16 protein-coding genes and 1 tRNA gene are annotated in these 15,698 nt (G+C 58.3%); 5 read left to right on the forward strand and 12 right to left on the reverse strand.

Translation table 11 applies throughout. The annotated features are described in order from the left end of the window. The first annotated feature begins 97 nt into the window (after nt 1–97). Together EYC79_RS06365 and EYC79_RS06370 are read left to right on the forward strand one after the other, a co-directional pair. On the forward strand, nt 98–283 hold the full coding sequence (locus EYC79_RS06365) for a hypothetical protein (RefSeq protein ID WP_130977479.1): 186 nt from the start codon (nt 98–100) through the stop codon (nt 281–283). A gap of 150 nt (nt 284–433) precedes the next feature. Beyond that, nucleotides 434–1,492: a DUF5655 domain-containing protein gene (locus EYC79_RS06370; protein ID WP_130977480.1), complete on the forward strand. Its 1,059-nt coding sequence runs from the start codon at nt 434–436 to the stop codon at nt 1,490–1,492. A 150-nt stretch (nt 1,493–1,642) separates the two neighbouring features. Here the strand turns inward: EYC79_RS06370 and EYC79_RS06375 are convergent. Next, nucleotides 1,643–1,732: transfer RNA gene (locus EYC79_RS06375), tRNA-Ser, on the reverse strand. A gap of 499 nt (nt 1,733–2,231) precedes the next feature. Here EYC79_RS06375 and EYC79_RS06380 point away from each other — a divergent pair. Further along, nucleotides 2,232–3,695 (forward strand): PAS domain-containing sensor histidine kinase, encoded by a 1,464-nt coding sequence (locus tag EYC79_RS06380; RefSeq protein ID WP_165456972.1) that lies wholly within the window; start codon nt 2,232–2,234, stop codon nt 3,693–3,695. 140 nt (nt 3,696–3,835) lie between these two features. Here EYC79_RS06380 and EYC79_RS06385 read toward each other — a convergent pair whose 3' ends face one another. The 6 genes from EYC79_RS06385 to EYC79_RS06410 form a co-directional block, all read right to left on the reverse strand. Further along, on the reverse strand, nt 3,836–4,279 hold the full coding sequence (locus EYC79_RS06385; RefSeq protein WP_130977482.1) for a GNAT family N-acetyltransferase: 444 nt from the start codon (nt 4,277–4,279) through the stop codon (nt 3,836–3,838). Between the two features lie 8 nt (nt 4,280–4,287). Next, nucleotides 4,288–5,238 (reverse strand): aldo/keto reductase, encoded by a 951-nt coding sequence (locus EYC79_RS06390; RefSeq protein ID WP_130977483.1) that lies wholly within the window; start codon nt 5,236–5,238, stop codon nt 4,288–4,290. Nucleotides 5,239–5,341: 103 nt separating this feature from the next. After that, nucleotides 5,342–6,334, reverse strand: a complete 993-nt coding sequence (locus EYC79_RS06395) for a GlxA family transcriptional regulator (protein WP_130977484.1) — start codon at nt 6,332–6,334, stop codon at nt 5,342–5,344. Continuing rightward, the gene (locus EYC79_RS06400) at nt 6,334–6,891 is read right to left on the reverse strand and encodes an isochorismatase family protein (protein ID WP_130977485.1); all 558 of its coding nucleotides are present in this window, start codon (nt 6,889–6,891) and stop codon (nt 6,334–6,336) included. The genes EYC79_RS06395 and EYC79_RS06400 overlap by 1 nt, the downstream gene beginning before the upstream one ends. Before the next feature lie 180 nt (nt 6,892–7,071). Next, nucleotides 7,072–7,398 carry a hypothetical protein gene (locus tag EYC79_RS06405; protein WP_130977486.1) on the reverse strand — a complete coding sequence of 109 codons (327 nt, stop codon included), beginning with the start codon at nt 7,396–7,398 and terminating at the stop codon, nt 7,072–7,074. Between the two features lie 102 nt (nt 7,399–7,500). Continuing rightward, entirely contained in the window at nt 7,501–7,716 is a 216-nt protein-coding gene (locus tag EYC79_RS06410) for a hypothetical protein (protein ID WP_130977487.1), read from the reverse strand. A 184-nt stretch (nt 7,717–7,900) separates the two neighbouring features. Here EYC79_RS06410 and xseA point away from each other — a divergent pair, with 184 nt between their 5' ends. Next, entirely contained in the window at nt 7,901–9,502 is a 1,602-nt protein-coding gene (gene xseA / locus EYC79_RS06415) for an exodeoxyribonuclease VII large subunit (RefSeq protein ID WP_130977488.1), read from the forward strand. Between the two features lie 27 nt (nt 9,503–9,529). Next, nucleotides 9,530–9,949: a GNAT family N-acetyltransferase gene (locus EYC79_RS06420; protein ID WP_130977489.1), complete on the forward strand. Its 420-nt coding sequence runs from the start codon at nt 9,530–9,532 to the stop codon at nt 9,947–9,949. Nucleotides 9,950–9,969: 20 nt separating this feature from the next. Here EYC79_RS06420 and EYC79_RS06425 read toward each other — a convergent pair whose 3' ends face one another. From EYC79_RS06425 to EYC79_RS06445, 5 genes are read right to left on the reverse strand one after another with little or no spacing between them, the layout of a single operon-like run. Next, on the reverse strand, nt 9,970–11,085 hold the full coding sequence (locus EYC79_RS06425) for an anhydro-N-acetylmuramic acid kinase (RefSeq protein ID WP_130977490.1): 1,116 nt from the start codon (nt 11,083–11,085) through the stop codon (nt 9,970–9,972). An 11-nt stretch (nt 11,086–11,096) separates the two neighbouring features. After that, nucleotides 11,097–12,113, reverse strand: a complete 1,017-nt coding sequence (locus EYC79_RS06430) for a serine hydrolase domain-containing protein (RefSeq protein ID WP_130977491.1) — start codon at nt 12,111–12,113, stop codon at nt 11,097–11,099. Nucleotides 12,114–12,126: 13 nt separating this feature from the next. After that, entirely contained in the window at nt 12,127–13,890 is a 1,764-nt protein-coding gene (locus EYC79_RS06435; RefSeq protein ID WP_130977492.1) for an ABC transporter ATP-binding protein, read from the reverse strand. Continuing rightward, nucleotides 13,887–14,729: an ABC transporter permease gene (locus tag EYC79_RS06440; protein ID WP_130977493.1), complete on the reverse strand. Its 843-nt coding sequence runs from the start codon at nt 14,727–14,729 to the stop codon at nt 13,887–13,889. Before EYC79_RS06440 ends, EYC79_RS06435 begins: the two co-directional genes overlap by 4 nt. Next, nucleotides 14,726–15,688 carry an ABC transporter permease gene (locus EYC79_RS06445; RefSeq protein WP_130977494.1) on the reverse strand — a complete coding sequence of 321 codons (963 nt, stop codon included), beginning with the start codon at nt 15,686–15,688 and terminating at the stop codon, nt 14,726–14,728. Before EYC79_RS06445 ends, EYC79_RS06440 begins: the two co-directional genes overlap by 4 nt. Nucleotides 15,689–15,698 lie beyond the last annotated feature (10 nt).

Raw genomic sequence — 15,698 nt, forward strand, 5'->3', positions numbered from 1 at the left:
TCGAGATCGTCCAATCGCGCTTGGCACGTTTTCGGATAGATCAGGCCTGGAGATGAGTTTTTTCAAAAAGATGTTTGCTTGTCGTACGGTCGATCCGGTGTCTATCTCCGAAAAGGATTACCGTGCATTCACCACCGATTTTGATCGGGTCGTCAGGAGCGAAGACCTTGGTCATGTGCTGGACCCACTGTCCCGAGAGGATGCCGCGATTCTCCACATGGCACGGCAGACCTTCGATCTGTCTCTGACATCGCTGTCTTACTTCTGGTCGCGGCACGCTTGATAACGGGAAACCGTTTTCTGTTTCGATTGTTTCGGTCGGCACGAAAAAATCGGTATTGTGAATGGTGCAATGAACCATTTAAGGGAGACGCTGAAGGAACGTATTGGTCCGGCTGCGAGAGATGCGATGGTAGGGCAGGTTTTATAAGTGATGGCTAACGAAACAATTGAAAAATTCTTTTGTAATGAGTGTAAGCGACATAACCGCCATTTTATCCGTGCAGAGCATAAAAACGAAGAGCATGACTATAGGAGTGGCACCGATCTGACTTCGCGATACTTAATTGCAGAATGCTGCGGTTGCGAACATGTCGCTCTAATACGGAAAACTCATTTCTCTGAGAACGTGGACCAGTTCCAAGATCCGTCAACTGGCGCCGTTTATCTTGAAAAGCTGTGGGATGAGGAAATTTACCCGCCAGTAACTTATAGGGCGTCCCCGACTTGGTTCGACGACTTGCCAGACGACACACTAAGAGCAATCTCTGCTGAAATTTACAAATCTCTTCAAAGCGGTTCGTATTATCTGGCCACGTTTGGTTCACGAACTCTGATTGACCGCCTGATTGTACTTACCGTGGGGGACAAAGGGAACTTCCCAAGAGGCCTTCAGGCGCTTCAAGACGAAGGTAAGCTTTCGTTACACGAGCGGGAAATCCTGAGCCCGATTGTTGACGCCGGTAATGCTGCCGCTCATCGAGGCTGGGCACCTACCAAAGAGCAAATTGCCGTTATACTCGACACGGTTGAAGGCTTGATCCACAGGCTTCTCGTCCTGCCAAAACTTGCAGAAGAGTTGGAGGAGGCTGTGCCAAGCCGGAACGCCGGAGTGAAAGTTGTTGCAGGAAAACCTGTAGTCACAGTGAACGACAAGATCGACGCAGCGCCAAAACACTTGCGTGCCATCTATGACGAGCTTTCCAGAATGCTTCGTGGCCTAGGCGATGATGTAACTGTGCATCCACAGAAGCATTACATGGCCTTCCGTCGAAACAGGAATTTTGCATCCGTCCAAATATACAACCAGAAGCGCGTGGTGCGGGTCTATCTGAATCTTGATCCTGATACAGTTGAACTATACCCAACGATGATGCGCGATGTGCGACAAATTGGGCATTTTGGTACAGGTGATCTCGAAATTACGATAAAGTCGATGGAAGACCTTAAAAAGGTGTCCCCGATGATTATTGCAAGCTTCGACGCGTCGTAAGAGAAAGTGCTGTGAACGCCTCCAACAAGCGGCTGTACGCCTTAGACTCACCCATGCGATGAAGACGATCCAGTTTTGTGAGTTTTTTTGTAGGCTTTGCTCACCGCAAACATGCTAAAGCGTTCAAAAAACACAGAAAATCATAAAATATGGCGGAGAGGGTGGGATTCGAACCCACGATACCCTTGCAGGTATGCCGCATTTCGAGTGCGGTGCATTCGACCACTCTGCCACCTCTCCGGCGCGCTGTGGTAAGCGGGCCGTTCATAGCCACAGCTATGGCGCCATGCAAGCGTAAAATTCTGTTTTGTCTTGAAAACCACGCGAATTGCGATCCTGGGAATAGGCAGGGTTTCGATATCACGCCGGCTAAGGAGTCTTGGAGTTCGGTAAGCCTCTGTATTCCAAAGTTTCGACCTCCAGCAACAGCACGTCCGCGCGTGGCAATGTGTCCGCTAGGCGGTTGAGTAAGCACCTTCAGTGGCGCTCAAACGCGGTGTCGGAAATCCATGCAGCTTGCGACCCTTTGCCTATCAGCGGGCTCTCTGGCACGTTCATTTGTATTCAGCTATTGTGCTTCTGATTTGAATGAGGTTACGGCATGGAGTGGTCGCTGCCGGCAGTGGCAACGCTGACTTTCGTCGGGACCAACTGGGATTTTGGTATTCGGATTTTATAGTTGCGGTTGGCGTGTTCGGGAACGATGCTGCCTTGATACGCTTGCTCCAAGGGGATGTCTTTGCACTATGTCAGCGGCGGTGAATGCGGACGGATCTTTCGGGAGTTTGATTGGGACAGCAATCCCCTAGGGCCAAAGGATGCATGGCCCGTCGAGCTGAAAGTTCTTGTCAACGTCATGCTTGGCTCGCTTCAGCCGATGCTGATGGTTTGGGGGCCGCAGCAGATCACCCTTTATAATGACGGCTATTCGCTCATGTGCGGCAACCGTCATCCTGACGCCTTTGGCAAGCCTTTTCAGGATCTCTGGTTTGACATCTGGGATAAGGTCGAGCCGATCATCAGCGCCGCCTATGCTGGCCAGGGCACCTCGATGGACGACATCGAGTTTACCATGCACCGCAAGGGTTATCCGGAAGAAACGCATTTTGCCTTTTCCTATACGCCGGTTCGCGATCATTCGGGGACGGTGCTCGGCATGTTTTGCGCGTGCTCGGAAATCACCGGTGAGGTGCTGATGCGCCGTGAGCAGAAGCTGCAGCAGGAGCGCCTGCGGCAGGTCTTCGAACTCTCCCCTGGCGGCATCGCCACATTGATCGGTCCCGACCACATCTTTGAGTTTGCAAATGAGGAATGCTATTCCATCATCGGTGCCGGGCGTGAGATCATAGGCAAGCCCATCGCCGAGGCGCTTTCCGAAGTGGCGCAGCAGGGGCATATCGAGAAGATCGATGAGGTCTACCGGACAGGTAAACCCTTTGTTGCAAAAGGCCAGTCGATCGAGCTGAACCGCGGGCCGGGCGGTGAAAAGCAGGACCGGTCGATCGATCTGGTCTATCAGCCGATGCGCGATGCCGTGGGCGAGATCTTCGGAATCCTGGTTCAGGCGCAGGATGTGACCGAGCGCCTGGCGGAAGAGCGGCACAAGGAACTGGTGGCGCATGAACTCGGGCATCGCCTGAAGAACCAGTTGGCCATGGTTCAGGCCATCGCATCGCAAACATTGCGATCCGCACCGGATATGAATGTGGCGCGGCAGACGCTCGCCGAGCGCATCAATATCTTGAGCCGCGCCCACGATACGGTGATCCAGGGAGGGCTAGGTTCCTCCACGGTCCGCAATCTCGTCGGGCAGATGCTGGCGGTGCATGATGACCCGAGCGAGCCCCGCTTCGTTGTGGACGGGCCGGAAATCCATGTTGGCTCTCGCCCGGCGCTGTCGCTTTCCCTTATTCTCCATGAGCTTGCCACCAATGCCGTGAAGTATGGGGCGCTCTCGACGCAAACTGGCAAGATTGAGATTTCCTGGCAAGTTGTTGGCGAGAACCGAGAGACCTTCGAATTTACGTGGCAGGAAAAGAGCGGTCCGCCTGTCTGCCCACCGGACCGCGAGGGCGCTGGCTCACGATTGATCAAGGCCGGGGTGTCCGGGGTCTCGAACAGCAAGGTCACGGTTCGTTATGAGCCGAGCGGTCTGCAGTGCAACGTCGTGGCTGATCTGCGCGCATTCCAGCAGGATCACTGAGCGCCGCCAGAGGCAGGCAAGCCTCTGCGGCAGCGCTCTAAAACCCGTCGCGATCTTTCAGATTCACTCCTTCGCTCTAGGTCCTTGTTTTGCCGCATGTCGTTATCGCAAAACCGCTGCACACTTTTGCGCGACATGCTTCAGAACTTCAGCCGATAGCGGATATGGCCGTCGCTCTTGACGTAGCTGTCATAGAGCGCTTGGGCGCGATGATTGCCTTCATCCGTATGCCAGTAGAGGCGCGACCATCCATTTTCGTGACAGATGCGGATGAGATCCTCGATAAGGGCGCGGCCGATGCCTTTGCCGCGGATGGTGCCATCGACGAAGAGATCTTCAAGATAACAGTCCGGCGTCTTGGCCCAGGTGGATTCATGAAAATGGTGGATGGCGAAGCCCGCGACCGCGCCGTCCAGAACGGCAAGTCGCACTGAAAGCCGCGATTCCGGGTCCAGCAATCGTTCCCAGGTATGGTCGGTCACGTCGTCTGGTAGATCGACCTTGTAGAAGGCGAGGTACGCCTTCCACAGACGGAGCCAATCCTCCCGGTCACTGCTGGTGGCATCGCGGATGGTCAGTGTCATTGTCTCTGTCAGGCTCCTGCTTCGTCCAATAGCCGGATCATCTCGTTGCTCAAGCGAAGATTGACCGCGCGTTTGAAGCTCTCCAACTGCGAAAGGCTGGTGGCGCTGGCGATCGGGGCCGTTACAGATGGTTTTGCCAACAGCCAGGCCAGCGCAATATCGGCGTGCCGTGCACCGGTCTCAGCAGCGATTGCATCCATGGCGCCAAGGATGGCGAGCCCACGCGGATCGAGATAATTGGCGACGCGATAGGAGCGCGCAACACCCTCGGTATCGGCCTTGGTTCGGTATTTGCCGGTCAGGAAACCGGCAGCGAGGCTGTAGTAATTGATGACGCCTATTTCTTCGCGGGCGCAAAGGTCCGCGAGCGGGCCTTCAAACTTGTCGCGGGTATAGAGATTGTATTCCGGCTGAAGAACGTCGAAACGTCCAAGCCCCGTCGCTTCCGCGACATCGAGTGAAGCCTGAAGCTGCTGCGCATTATAGTTCGAGCAGCCGATGGCTCTGACCTTGCCAGCTTCTTTCAGCCGGGCAAAAGCGCCGAGTGTTTCTTCAAGAGGCACGGCATCATCCGGCTTATGGGCGAGATAGAGATCGATATAATCGGTCTGCAGACGACGCAGCGAATCGTCGACCGCCTTGGCAATCCAGTCAGCGCTCAGCCCCGTCTTGCGCTCATTATTGTCAAAGCCGACCTTGGTGATGATGACGGCGTCGTCACGCTTCACGGAGCCGCTCTTCAGCCACTTGCCGATAATCGCTTCAGATTCTCCACCCTGATGGCCTGGTACCCAGGCCGAATAGACATCGGCTGTGTCGATGGCATTGAAGCCGGCGTCAAAGAAGGCGTCCAACAGTTGAAAGGAGGTCTTCTCGTCTGCGGTCCAGCCAAAGACGTTGCCACCGAAGACGATAGGCGCGACGGAAAGGCCGGTGCGGCCAAGCGTTCGGTTCTGCATGGAGTTTCTCCTCAATTGTCTCTCGAAAGGTTTAGCGGTGCTGCCAGGCGATGACTATTGAATTTCCGTGATCCAATCATCTCGCCAAAAAGGTAAACGCTGGTCACGAGGAGAGGTTTCGAAATGCAGTCGGTGGCTTTTCATGATGCTGCTGCCAGATGCGGCGCAGATGACGCGCGGAGGCGAAGCCCGAGCGTTCTGCCACGGCCTCCATATCGAGCCTCGATTGGGAGATGATGTCGCGCGCCAGGGTCACCCTAATCAGATTGACATAGTCCACGACGCTTAACCCCGTCTGCTCTCGAAACAGCCGGGATAGATGTCGCTGGCTGAGATTGGCAATGTCTGCGAGGTGCGCCAGCGTCCAGTCCTCTGCCGGATTTGCAACGATGGCATCCTGAGCCCGATGAATGGAGGGGTGAATGTGGTTTCGGCCCGAAAGCCAGGGTGAAATTTGTGGATCGTGGGTCGTGCGGCGCAGATAGACCACCATGATCTGCGCGATGCGGGCGGCAACCTCTGGACTGACGAGGGTCGAGACGAGATGCAGAATGAGGTCTACGCCCGTGGAAATGCCAGCGCTTGAGAACCGTTTGCCATCCTCGACGAACAGCCTGTTTTCCTGAACCAGGGCAAGCGGCGCAATTCGCTTGAGATCGGCGATGCAATGGGCGTGCGTGGTGCACGAGTGGCCATCGAACAGCCCGGCGTCTGCGGCGATCAGTGCGCCGGAGCAGATGCTGACGATTGTCGTGTCCGGCCTCACCGTTCGCCGCAGCCAGTCGGAAAGGGCGCGCCGTTCCTTGGACGCCTCCGGCTGCTGCGGGGCCATAGATGAGCTTCCGGAGATGAGGATCATCGCATGGGCGGGCAGCACATCTGGCAGAGGCTCCAGCCCGCAAAGGCCAAGTCCTATCGTCGTCGTCTGGTTTGGCTGCGCTGCGATGTAGTGGCAAACGAAGCGGATTTTCTTCTGTTGCTCATTGGCATAGCGCAGCACTTCCAGAGGCCCGGCAACATCCAGCAGCAGTGTTTGCGGGGGCAGCACTACAAAAACAGGAATGACGTGCGGCGTGTCGCCAGGCCCTTGGCTCATCAGTCAGCCTTCCTCATATCATTGATTGCATCTTCGACGGTTGCAATGCGCGCAAATCGTCCCGAAAGAACAAGTTCGGTGCGCTTGGCAATGTCGGCGGGCGAGAAGACCTCGCCGGAGGCATGCGTCATTGGGAAGGTCAGCGTGGCTTCCGTCACGTAATCGACCTTATAGCCGAGATCGGCGGCATGGCGCGTTGTGGTCTCGCAGCATTGCTCGGTACGGATGCCGGAGACGATCAGACGGTTGATCCCCCGCTGCGTCAGCCAGACGTCAAGCCCGGTGCCGACGAAGGCCGAATGACGGTTCTTCTGGAAAGTCACGCTTGGGTTGATGCTGATTCCTTCGAATGCGCAAATAAAATCGCTTTCGGCCGAAAAAGCCCGGTCTCCATCGACATGGAAAATCTGCGCAACGGGAATGCCTGCCGCTTCTGCCCCATCGATCAACGCCTGTTGGGCTGCGATGAATTTCGTCAGACCACTTTCTTCGAAGTAGGGTGTGTGTCGGAAGGATTCCTGGACGTCGATAACGAGAAGCGCAGTATTGTGGGACATTTTTGTAACTCCAGTGTTCATATGGATACTGTTTTACGCCCGCGATAGAAAGGCGAAATGCGTTCATCGGACGAAAAGAGGACATATCGGGCCATCTCGCCCGTGGTCGCCAAATCTCGTCGGAAGGAAGAAGCGAACGTTAGACTGTCGATGCGCTACACGTCGTCTTTCGACGTCGCTTCACCGTCCGGGACTTGAGCGAGGCGCGCGCCAGTAGCCGATGAGGGATAGAAGCAGAGCCGCAACGGACGCGGCAATTAAGGCCAATGGCCATTGGAGCATGGGATTGCGCAACAAGAGCAGCGTGAAGATGCCGTAGCTGACGAGCAACACGATCAGAGTGATGGTGGTTACGATGAAGCGGCTAGGGCTCGCCATGATGCTTGGGCGCCGCAGATAGAGAACGGCAAAAGCTGCGACTGAGAGAGAGCTGAGTGTTTTTCCAAGCAGAACAGGAACGCCAACCTGTGACAGGAGCATCCACGAGACAAAAGCATCAAGTGCCATGCACGTGATCTGAACAGAAATAAAACGAGCAAATGTCACGCCAAACCTCGATCATGAGCAGGCGTGATCATAAGTGCTCAATTGGGCGTTGTCAGCAGCTGCTTACCGAAGCGCGAACGCTCCGACGAAGGCCATGGCGACACCGATGTTCAGCCCTACCAACGTCGCCAAAAGCGTCAGAATCGAAACGCCGCTTGCCGCCATAAACGCGGCAGCTGCAAAGACTGCCACCACAAGAATGCCGACGCTCGCGACGGCAAAGGTCGAACGTGTTGCCGCAGCACTCAAGCCAAGTGCTATTCCCAGAACAAATTCCATGATGCCGCTCCTCCCAAAGCAATCAAGACAAGGCATCTTCTCCTCAAAAGCTGCGATGTCTCCTCGATGGCATGCACTTCAAGATATCGAAGGTAACACAGTATAACGATTCTGCCAGTTTTTATTCAAACTGTCACAAAGTCCTTACGGTTCCCGAATCGTGGCGCATCGGTTACCATTGGGTATGAGCGATATTTTCAGTCAGCCAGCGCTGAGCAACCTCACCGAATTTTCCGTCTCCGAGCTGTCCGGTTCCATCAAGCGGACGGTGGAGACCGCGTTCGATCAGGTGCGGGTGCGCGGCGAGATTTCCGGCTACCGCGGACAGCACACATCCGGTCACGCCTATTTTTCGCTGAAGGACGATCGCGCACGCATCGATGCCGTTATCTGGAAGGGAAGCTTTTCCAAGCTGAAGTTCCGCCCGGAAGAGGGCATGGAAGTGATTGCAACGGGAAAGATCACGACCTTCCCGGGATCATCGAAGTATCAGATCGTCATCGAAAGCCTGGAACCCGCGGGCGCTGGCGCATTGATGGCCTTGCTGGAAGAGCGTCGCCGTAGGCTGGCTGCGGAAGGGCTGTTCGATCAGGCGCGCAAGCGCCGGCTGCCCTACATGCCGCAGGTCATTGGTGTGGTGACCTCGCCGACAGGTGCCGTCATCCGCGATATCCTGCACCGTATTTCAGATCGTTTTCCGGTTCACGTTCTGGTCTGGCCAGTGAAGGTTCAGGGCGAGGGTTCCGGTGAAGAGGTGGCGAACGCCATACGGGGCTTCAACGCTTTGCCTCACGGCGGCGATATTCCCCGGCCCGATGTGCTGATTGTTGCGCGTGGCGGTGGCAGCCTCGAGGACCTGTGGAGCTTCAACGACGAGATCGTCGTGCGGGCGGCGGCGGAAAGCGCAATTCCGCTGATTTCGGCTGTCGGTCACGAAACCGATACGACCTTGATCGATTACGCCGCGGATGTTCGTGCGCCAACGCCGACAGGGGCGGCGGAAATGGCCGTGCCGGTTCGGGCCGATCTCGAGGCCCAGCTTGCCGGTCTGGCGGCACGTCTCTCCGGTTCGACGCGCCGGCATATGGATAATCGCGCCCAGGGACTTCGTGCCCTTGTGCGCGCGCTTCCCTCGCTCGACCAGTTGCTGGCGCTTCCCCGTCGTCGGTTCGATGAGGTATCCGTCGGGCTTGGCCGAGGGCTTGAGCTCAACACCATGAACAAGCGCCGCAGCTTCGAGCGCACCGCGTCCGGATTGCGGCCGGATGTTCTCGGCCACGGCCTGCGCCAGCATCGCCAGCGTGTGAATGAACGCATGCAGCGGGCAGAAGCATTGATCGAGAGACGCCTGCTGCAGGCCAAGGCGCGGGTGTCTTCATCGGATTCATCCTTGCGCGCATTGCCGATGCGTCTGTCTGGCCAGCTGGATCGGCAGAAAGAACGACTATTGGCTTGCGTGCGGCGCGCCGACACGGCTGTTCTTCATCGCATGGCGCAGAATAGATCCGGTCTCGCTGCACATGAGCGCATCTTGCAATCGCTTTCCTACAAAAACGTCTTGAAGCGCGGCTATGCGGTCATTCGCGATGAGGAGAACCGGCCACTTACCCGCGCCGCGGCCGTTGCTCCCGGTGAGGTCATTTCGGTGGAGTTTGCCGATGGCGAAGTTTCGGCGGTGGCTGGTGCTGATGCGCCGGCTTTAGCGGATACGTCCTCGGCTCAGGTGCGCAAGAAATCCGTGAAGCCGGTTGCAAGCGATCCGGGAAATCAGGGCAGTCTTTTTTAAAGCGCTCTTCAGTCTCGGAGAACTCGCATGAAGCCCCACCTGACAGTGACCGATCATCCTGCCCCTGAAGACATTGCGGCCATCGGTGCCAATCTTAGCGCATTCAACGATGCTGATGTCGGCTCCGCTGACAGGGTGCCGCTCGCGGTGATCATTCGTGGCGATGACGGCGTGCTACTTGCCGGCATCAATGGATACACGGCCTGGGGCTGGCTCTACGTACAGTGGCTCTGGGTTCACGAAAGTCTCCGCGGCCAGCAGATGGCAGGCCGCATGTTGGCGGCGGCGGAAGAGGAAGCGCGGATGCGTGGTTGTCACTCCGCCTGGATCGACACCTTCAACCCGGCGGCGGAAAAGGCTTATCGCCGCCAGGGTTACGAGGTGTTCGGGGAGCTGCCGGATTTTCCGATCGGCCGCACCCGGAAGTTTCTGAAGAAGCGACTCTAGACGGTCCTCCCCGAAAAATTTCAGGCTGCCAGTCGACCTCCGGTCATCGGTTCGGGTGCGCCGGTCGTGGTGGGGAAGCTGATTGGCATATTGCGCAGCACGCGCACAGCCAGAAAAGCAAAGCATTCTGCCTCTACGGCATCGCCCCGCCAGCCCAGTGTTTCAGCAGGCTGCGCGTCCACTCGCGCCAGCTTTGCCAGCATTCTCATCAACGTCGGATTATGGCGACCGCCGCCACTAACGAACAGTCTCTCCGGGCGCTGTGGAAGAAGGTCCAGTGCCTTGCCGACGGCGGAGGCGGTGAAGGCCGTCAGGGTGGCTGCGCCGTCTTCCAGCGAAAGGCCGTCCGCCATGCTGGCACCGAAATCGAAGCGGTCCAGCGATTTCGGGAAGCGGGCGGTGAGATAGGGATGCTGCAGCAACTTCGCCAGGCGCTCTTCGTTGACCTGACCCGATGCGGCGATCAGGCCGTCACGGTCCATGTCGCCCAGTCCATGCTGCTTGATCCAGTCGTTGATCGGGGCATTGGCCGGGCCGGTATCGAAGGCAACGACATGGCCCTTGCCATCGCTCCAGGTGACGTTGCCGACGCCGCCGAGATTGAGGATGGCAGCACTTCCGTCTTGCGCAACGCCTTTCAGCAGAGCCGAGTGGTAGGCGGCAGCAAGCGGGGCACCCTGTCCACCAGCGCGAACATCGGCGCTGCGAAAATCATAGGCGACCTTGGTGCCCAGCAGCTTCGCCATCAATTCGCCATCGCCCAGTTGCCGAGTGGCGCCAAGGCGACCCGGTTGCGGCGCGCGGTGCAGAACCGTCTGCCCGTGGAAGCCGACCACGCCAATATCGGAGAGCGAAAGCCCGGCATCCTTCACAAGGTCTGCCACGGCAGCGGACTGAGCGCGGGTCAGCGCGTCTTCGGCTCGGCCAAAAATCTCCGGCTCCGGTCCTTCGAAATTCCATTTGCGGGCCTCAGCCAGCGTCTCCTCCAGAAGATCGCGAACCGCCTGATCATACGGTGCGAGCGTGTAGGCACCGAAGCGCTCGACGCGTTCTCCATCGGTGTGAAGAAGCGCAACGTCGATGTTGCCATCCAACACGGTTCCCGTCATCAAACCTACGGCCCAGATCGGTTCCATTTCGTCTCTCCTCAATGCGTGTTGATCATATCGCCGATGGCAGCGCGCAGTGCGAAAATGCCGCTATCGACGTGGCGGCTCGGATGCACGCGGTTGGTCAGTAAGGTCCAGGCGCGACCCTTGTCGAAATCGATCCAGAGACCCGTGCCGGTAAAGCCGGTATGGCCGATAACGCTATCATTACAAAGCGGGCCACCCGACCAACCCTCATAGGGGCGTTCCCAGCCGTGGGTGCGTTTGTCGGAAAGCGGTTGGCGCATCAGCCTGACCACGGGGTCGCCGTTCTCGTTCCCAATCAACAGCGATTGGGCATAGTCGAGGACGGCATCGACAGTGCCGAACAGTCCCGCATGGCCAGAGCCTTGGAGCGCGTAACAATTCTCGTCATGCACCTCGCCGCAGATTATCCGGTTACGCCAGGTGCAGAACTCGGTGGCCGCGGTTTTTTCAGGCGTGCTCTCAAAGTCAAAGCCCGCACCGGCATCCATCTCGCGGATACGCTTGGCTTCCAACCTCTCAAGAGCAATGCCAAGCAGGATGTAATTGATATCCGAATAGGCAGGCTCGCCATGTCGCCATTCGCGCTGAAGGACAAAGGCGCGCAGACGGTCGGGGTCATCGCCATAGGTGTAGATCGGCTCTACCGCCGGAAACGGGGTCTGGTGGCCGAGGCACTGGCGGAAAGTCACTTTCCGTTCCCAGCAATCGGGGGCGTATTGCCGGAAATCGGGAATGAGTGTCGTAATGGAACTATCGAGATCGACCGCGCCTGAAACTGCCAATTCGAGAATCTTGCGCGTGGTGAAGATGACCTTGGTCAGCGAAGCGAGATCGAACCATGTGTCGAGCATCATCGGGCGCTCGCCACCCACCTTTTGCGCGTGGCCGACCGCTCTTGTCAGTCGCTTGCCATCACGGTCGATCATGCCGAAGACGCCGCCTGGAATGCGACCGTGCTCCACGGCGTTTTTCAGAAGACCAAACCCACTGTCGAAAGGCGTAAGGAGAGGCGACTGTGCTTCGGCCATGGATATTTCCCCCTCAGTTGGCTGCCGCCATTTCAAGCTTCACGCGGTGGTCTGCGCCAAAATGTTCCCAGCGTGAGGGCTGCGGCTCGAAGCCCTCGGGACGCAGCAATGTCGGCAAGGCCTCAGTGTTCAGCTCATATCTCTCGCGCCGCCGTTCCATGGTCGGCACTGCTGCAATCAGCTTCTTGGTATAGCTGTGCTGGGGATTCGACAAGACGGCGCGGGCCTCGCCGATTTCGACGATTTGGCCTGCATAGAGCACGGCCACGCGGTGGGCGATGCGTTCGACCACAGCCATGTCGTGAGAGACGAAGAGATAGGCAAGATCGCGCTCTTTTTGCAGGTCGATCAGAAGATCGAGAACGCGAGCCTGGACGGACACATCGAGCGCCGACACTGCCTCGTCCAGCACGAGAATGGAGGGATCGAGCATCAGCGCGCGGGCGATGCAAAGGCGCTGGCGCTGGCCACCGGAAAACTCGTGTGGGTAGCGGGTGAGGCTATCGGATGGAAGGCCAACGCGATCGAGAAGCGCTGTCATGCGCGACGTGATTTGTCCGTCGATCCGGATGCCCGCTGCAATGACGGGCTCGGCCAAAAGGCTTTGCACATCGAGACGCGGATTGAGCGAAGCATAGGGGTTCTGGAACACCATCTGCATCTGCATCTGCATCGGCTTCTGCGCCTTTGTCGACTCGGACGATTGCGTGGTGAAAGAGCCTCGTGTGGTCTTGACCAGACCGAGAAGAGCTCGGGCAGTGGTCGATTTGCCCGATCCGCTTTCTCCGACAACCGCCAGAGTCTCGCCCCGGCATATCTCGAAATCCACAGCTTCCACCGCATGGATTGCGCCGGCGGGTCTGCGTAAGAGCCCCGTCGTCGTGGGGAAGCGTACGGTCAACTCCTTGACCGCAAGTATGGCGGGCTCGTACGCGTGTTTCAGTCGCGGCGCGTCGTCGCGGACATGCCGACCGTTGGCAAAATGCGGCACGGCGTTCAGCAGGTGTTGTGTGTAGCTGTGCTGCGGACGATCGAGAATATCGTCGGCTTTTCCCTGTTCGACTACCTTTCCAGACTGCATGACGAGCACGCGGTCGGCGATACCGGCAACCAGCCCGAGATCATGGGTGATAAAGATAAGGCCGGTGCCGGTCTCGCGTTGAAGCTCGGCGAGAAGCGCCATGATCTGCGCCTGGACAGAGACATCCAGTGCGGTGGTCGGCTCATCGGCAATGAGAAGGCGAGGGGAGGCTGCGAGCGCCATCGCGATCATCACCCGCTGCAGCATTCCGCCCGAAAGCTGGTGCGGATAGTAACCAAGGCGTCTCGCTGCGTCGGGAATGCGCATCCGGTCGAGAGCGCGGAGTGTCTCGGCACGCGCCTCTGTCCCGCCCTTGCCTTGCAGGCGGAAGACTTCCTCGATCTGCTTGCCGATGGTGAGAACCGGATTGAGCGAGGTCATCGGCTCCTGAAAGATCATGCCGATCTCCGACCCTCGGATGCGCTCCATACGCCCAGTGTCCAGAGTGGCGAGATCCAGCGTCTTTCCATCTGCGAGCGACAGATCGATCCGACCACTGGTGATCGTACCGCCGCTGTAGTCGATGAGGCGATTGATCGACAGCGCGGTGACGGATTTTCCCGATCCGCTTTCGCCGACGATCGCAAGCGTTTCGCCCGCATCGAGCGTGAAGGTCACGCCGTCCACGATCGGCTTGATGGCTTTGCCGCGACCAAAGCCGACGCTTAGATTTTGAACCGAAAGAAGCTCAGTCATGATGCCACCCGTCGCATGCGCGGATCGAGCAGATCGCGCAACGCATCGCCCAGAAGGTTGAAGCCGAGAATGCCGAGCATGACGGCGAGACCCGGGAAGATCAGCAGCCACGGCGCCATTTCCATCAGGTTGATGCTGTCCGCCAGCATCAGGCCGAGCGAGGAGTTCGGTGGCTGTGTGCCAAGGCCAAGGAAGCTCAAGCCCGATTCGGTGAGAAGCGACCATGCCAACGCCAGTGTCACTTGCACGGTCAGTGGCGCTACCAGATTGAGCATCAGGTGCCGGGTGAGGATGTAGGAGGTAGAACTGCCGAAGGTGCGGGCCGCATCGACGAAATCACGCGCCTTGATCGACAGTGCCGGTCCGCGCACCACGCGTGTGAAGATTGGCGTGTAGACGAAGGCGATGGCGAGAATGCTGGTGAAGGTGCCGGGGCCGACGACGGTGATGAACAGCAGGGCAAGCAGGATGGCCGGGAAGGCGAGCAGAATATCCATAAGCCGCATGACCACACCATCCCACAGGCGGCCGACCCATGCGGCGGTGAGCCCCAGAACCGTGCCGATCACGGCGGCGATGCCGACGGAGGAAAAGGCGACGAGGAAGGATTGACCGATGCCGATCATCAAGCGGCTGAGCACATCGCGCCCGAACATGTCGGTGCCCATCCAGTGAGCGGCGCTTGGGCCTTGCAGGCGGTCGATGCGGAACTGCTGCAGCGGGTCATAGGGCGTCAGTCCGAGCCAGGCGGCAAGCGCCAGCAATAGGTAGGTAAGGACGATCGCCGCGCCGACGCAACCGCTCGGGTGACGCAACAGCCTGGAAAGCAGAGAGGTCATGACCGGCTCCCCAAGCGAATGCGCGGATCGAGCGCGACATAGGCGAGATCGACGATGAGGTTGACGATCATGAAGTTCAACGCGACGAACAACACCGCACCCTGCACTAGCGCGTAGTCGCGTTGCAGGATGGCTTCCAGCGTCATGCGCCCAAGGCCGGGAAGTGCAAAGATTTGCTCGACCAGCACCGCGCCGCCAAGCAGATAGCCGAACTCGACACCGCAGAGCGTGATGACGGGAATGAGGGCGTTGGGCAGGGCATGCCGCCAGATGACGTTTCGGCGCGCGACACCTTTGCTGCGCGCGGTACGCACATAGTCATCGCTCAAGACATCGAGCATCGCCGAACGGGAAATGCGCGTGACGGAGGCGGTAAAGGAAAGTCCAAGCGTCAGCGCCGGGAAAAACAGCTGCGACAGGTTGCCGATCGGATCCTGCGTCAAGGGCACGTAATCGCCCATGGCTGGCAGAATGCCGAAGCCCGCCGAGAGGATGTAGATGATGCCGAGGCCAAAGACGAAGCTTGGCGTGGATTGCCCGATCATGGCGAAAATCCGGACGCTGAGATCCGAGCCGCGGCCAGCGCGCGTTGCCGCAAAGACGCCGAGCGGCAGGCCGAGAACAAGAGCGATCACCACCGAAAAGCAGGCGAGTTCCAGCGTCAGAGGGAAACGCTGGAGAATCACCTCGAGAACCGGCTTGCCATAGGTGACCGAGAGACCGAGATTTCCTGTGATGACGCCGGAAAGCCAGCGGCCATACTGGACGAGCCAACCCTGATCGATACCGAAATAGGCCGATAGCGCCTGCTTCTGCTCCGGCGTCAGCAACCCGGCCTCGGTGCCGAGCATGGCGGTGATGGAGTCACCGGGAACGAGGCGGATGGCGACGAACACCAGAACGGAGACACCCAGCATCACCAGCGGGAATGTCACAAGACGTCGTAGCAGATAGGTCATGTCGTCATCC

Source organism: Agrobacterium cavarae, assembly GCF_004310285.1.
GTDB classification, from domain to species: domain Bacteria; phylum Pseudomonadota; class Alphaproteobacteria; order Rhizobiales; family Rhizobiaceae; genus Agrobacterium; species Agrobacterium cavarae.

Coding starts and splice junctions, on each gene's coding strand:
- EYC79_RS06370 (WP_130977480.1), top strand. CDS start 434: ATGGCTAACGAAACAATTGAAAAATTCTTTTGTAATGAGTGTAAGCGA.
- EYC79_RS06385 (WP_130977482.1), bottom strand. CDS start 4,279: ATGACACTGACCATCCGCGATGCCACCAGCAGTGACCGGGAGGATTGG.
- EYC79_RS06390 (WP_130977483.1), bottom strand. CDS start 5,238: ATGCAGAACCGAACGCTTGGCCGCACCGGCCTTTCCGTCGCGCCTATC.
- EYC79_RS06395 (WP_130977484.1), bottom strand. CDS start 6,334: ATGAGCCAAGGGCCTGGCGACACGCCGCACGTCATTCCTGTTTTTGTA.
- EYC79_RS06400 (WP_130977485.1), bottom strand. CDS start 6,891: ATGTCCCACAATACTGCGCTTCTCGTTATCGACGTCCAGGAATCCTTC.
- EYC79_RS06405 (WP_130977486.1), bottom strand. CDS start 7,398: ATGGCACTTGATGCTTTTGTCTCGTGGATGCTCCTGTCACAGGTTGGC.
- EYC79_RS06410 (WP_130977487.1), bottom strand. CDS start 7,716: ATGGAATTTGTTCTGGGAATAGCACTTGGCTTGAGTGCTGCGGCAACA.
- xseA (WP_130977488.1), top strand. CDS start 7,901: ATGAGCGATATTTTCAGTCAGCCAGCGCTGAGCAACCTCACCGAATTT.
- EYC79_RS06420 (WP_130977489.1), top strand. CDS start 9,530: ATGAAGCCCCACCTGACAGTGACCGATCATCCTGCCCCTGAAGACATT.
- EYC79_RS06425 (WP_130977490.1), bottom strand. CDS start 11,085: ATGGAACCGATCTGGGCCGTAGGTTTGATGACGGGAACCGTGTTGGAT.
- EYC79_RS06430 (WP_130977491.1), bottom strand. CDS start 12,113: ATGGCCGAAGCACAGTCGCCTCTCCTTACGCCTTTCGACAGTGGGTTT.
- EYC79_RS06435 (WP_130977492.1), bottom strand. CDS start 13,890: ATGACTGAGCTTCTTTCGGTTCAAAATCTAAGCGTCGGCTTTGGTCGC.
- EYC79_RS06440 (WP_130977493.1), bottom strand. CDS start 14,729: ATGACCTCTCTGCTTTCCAGGCTGTTGCGTCACCCGAGCGGTTGCGTC.
- EYC79_RS06445 (WP_130977494.1), bottom strand. CDS start 15,688: ATGACCTATCTGCTACGACGTCTTGTGACATTCCCGCTGGTGATGCTG.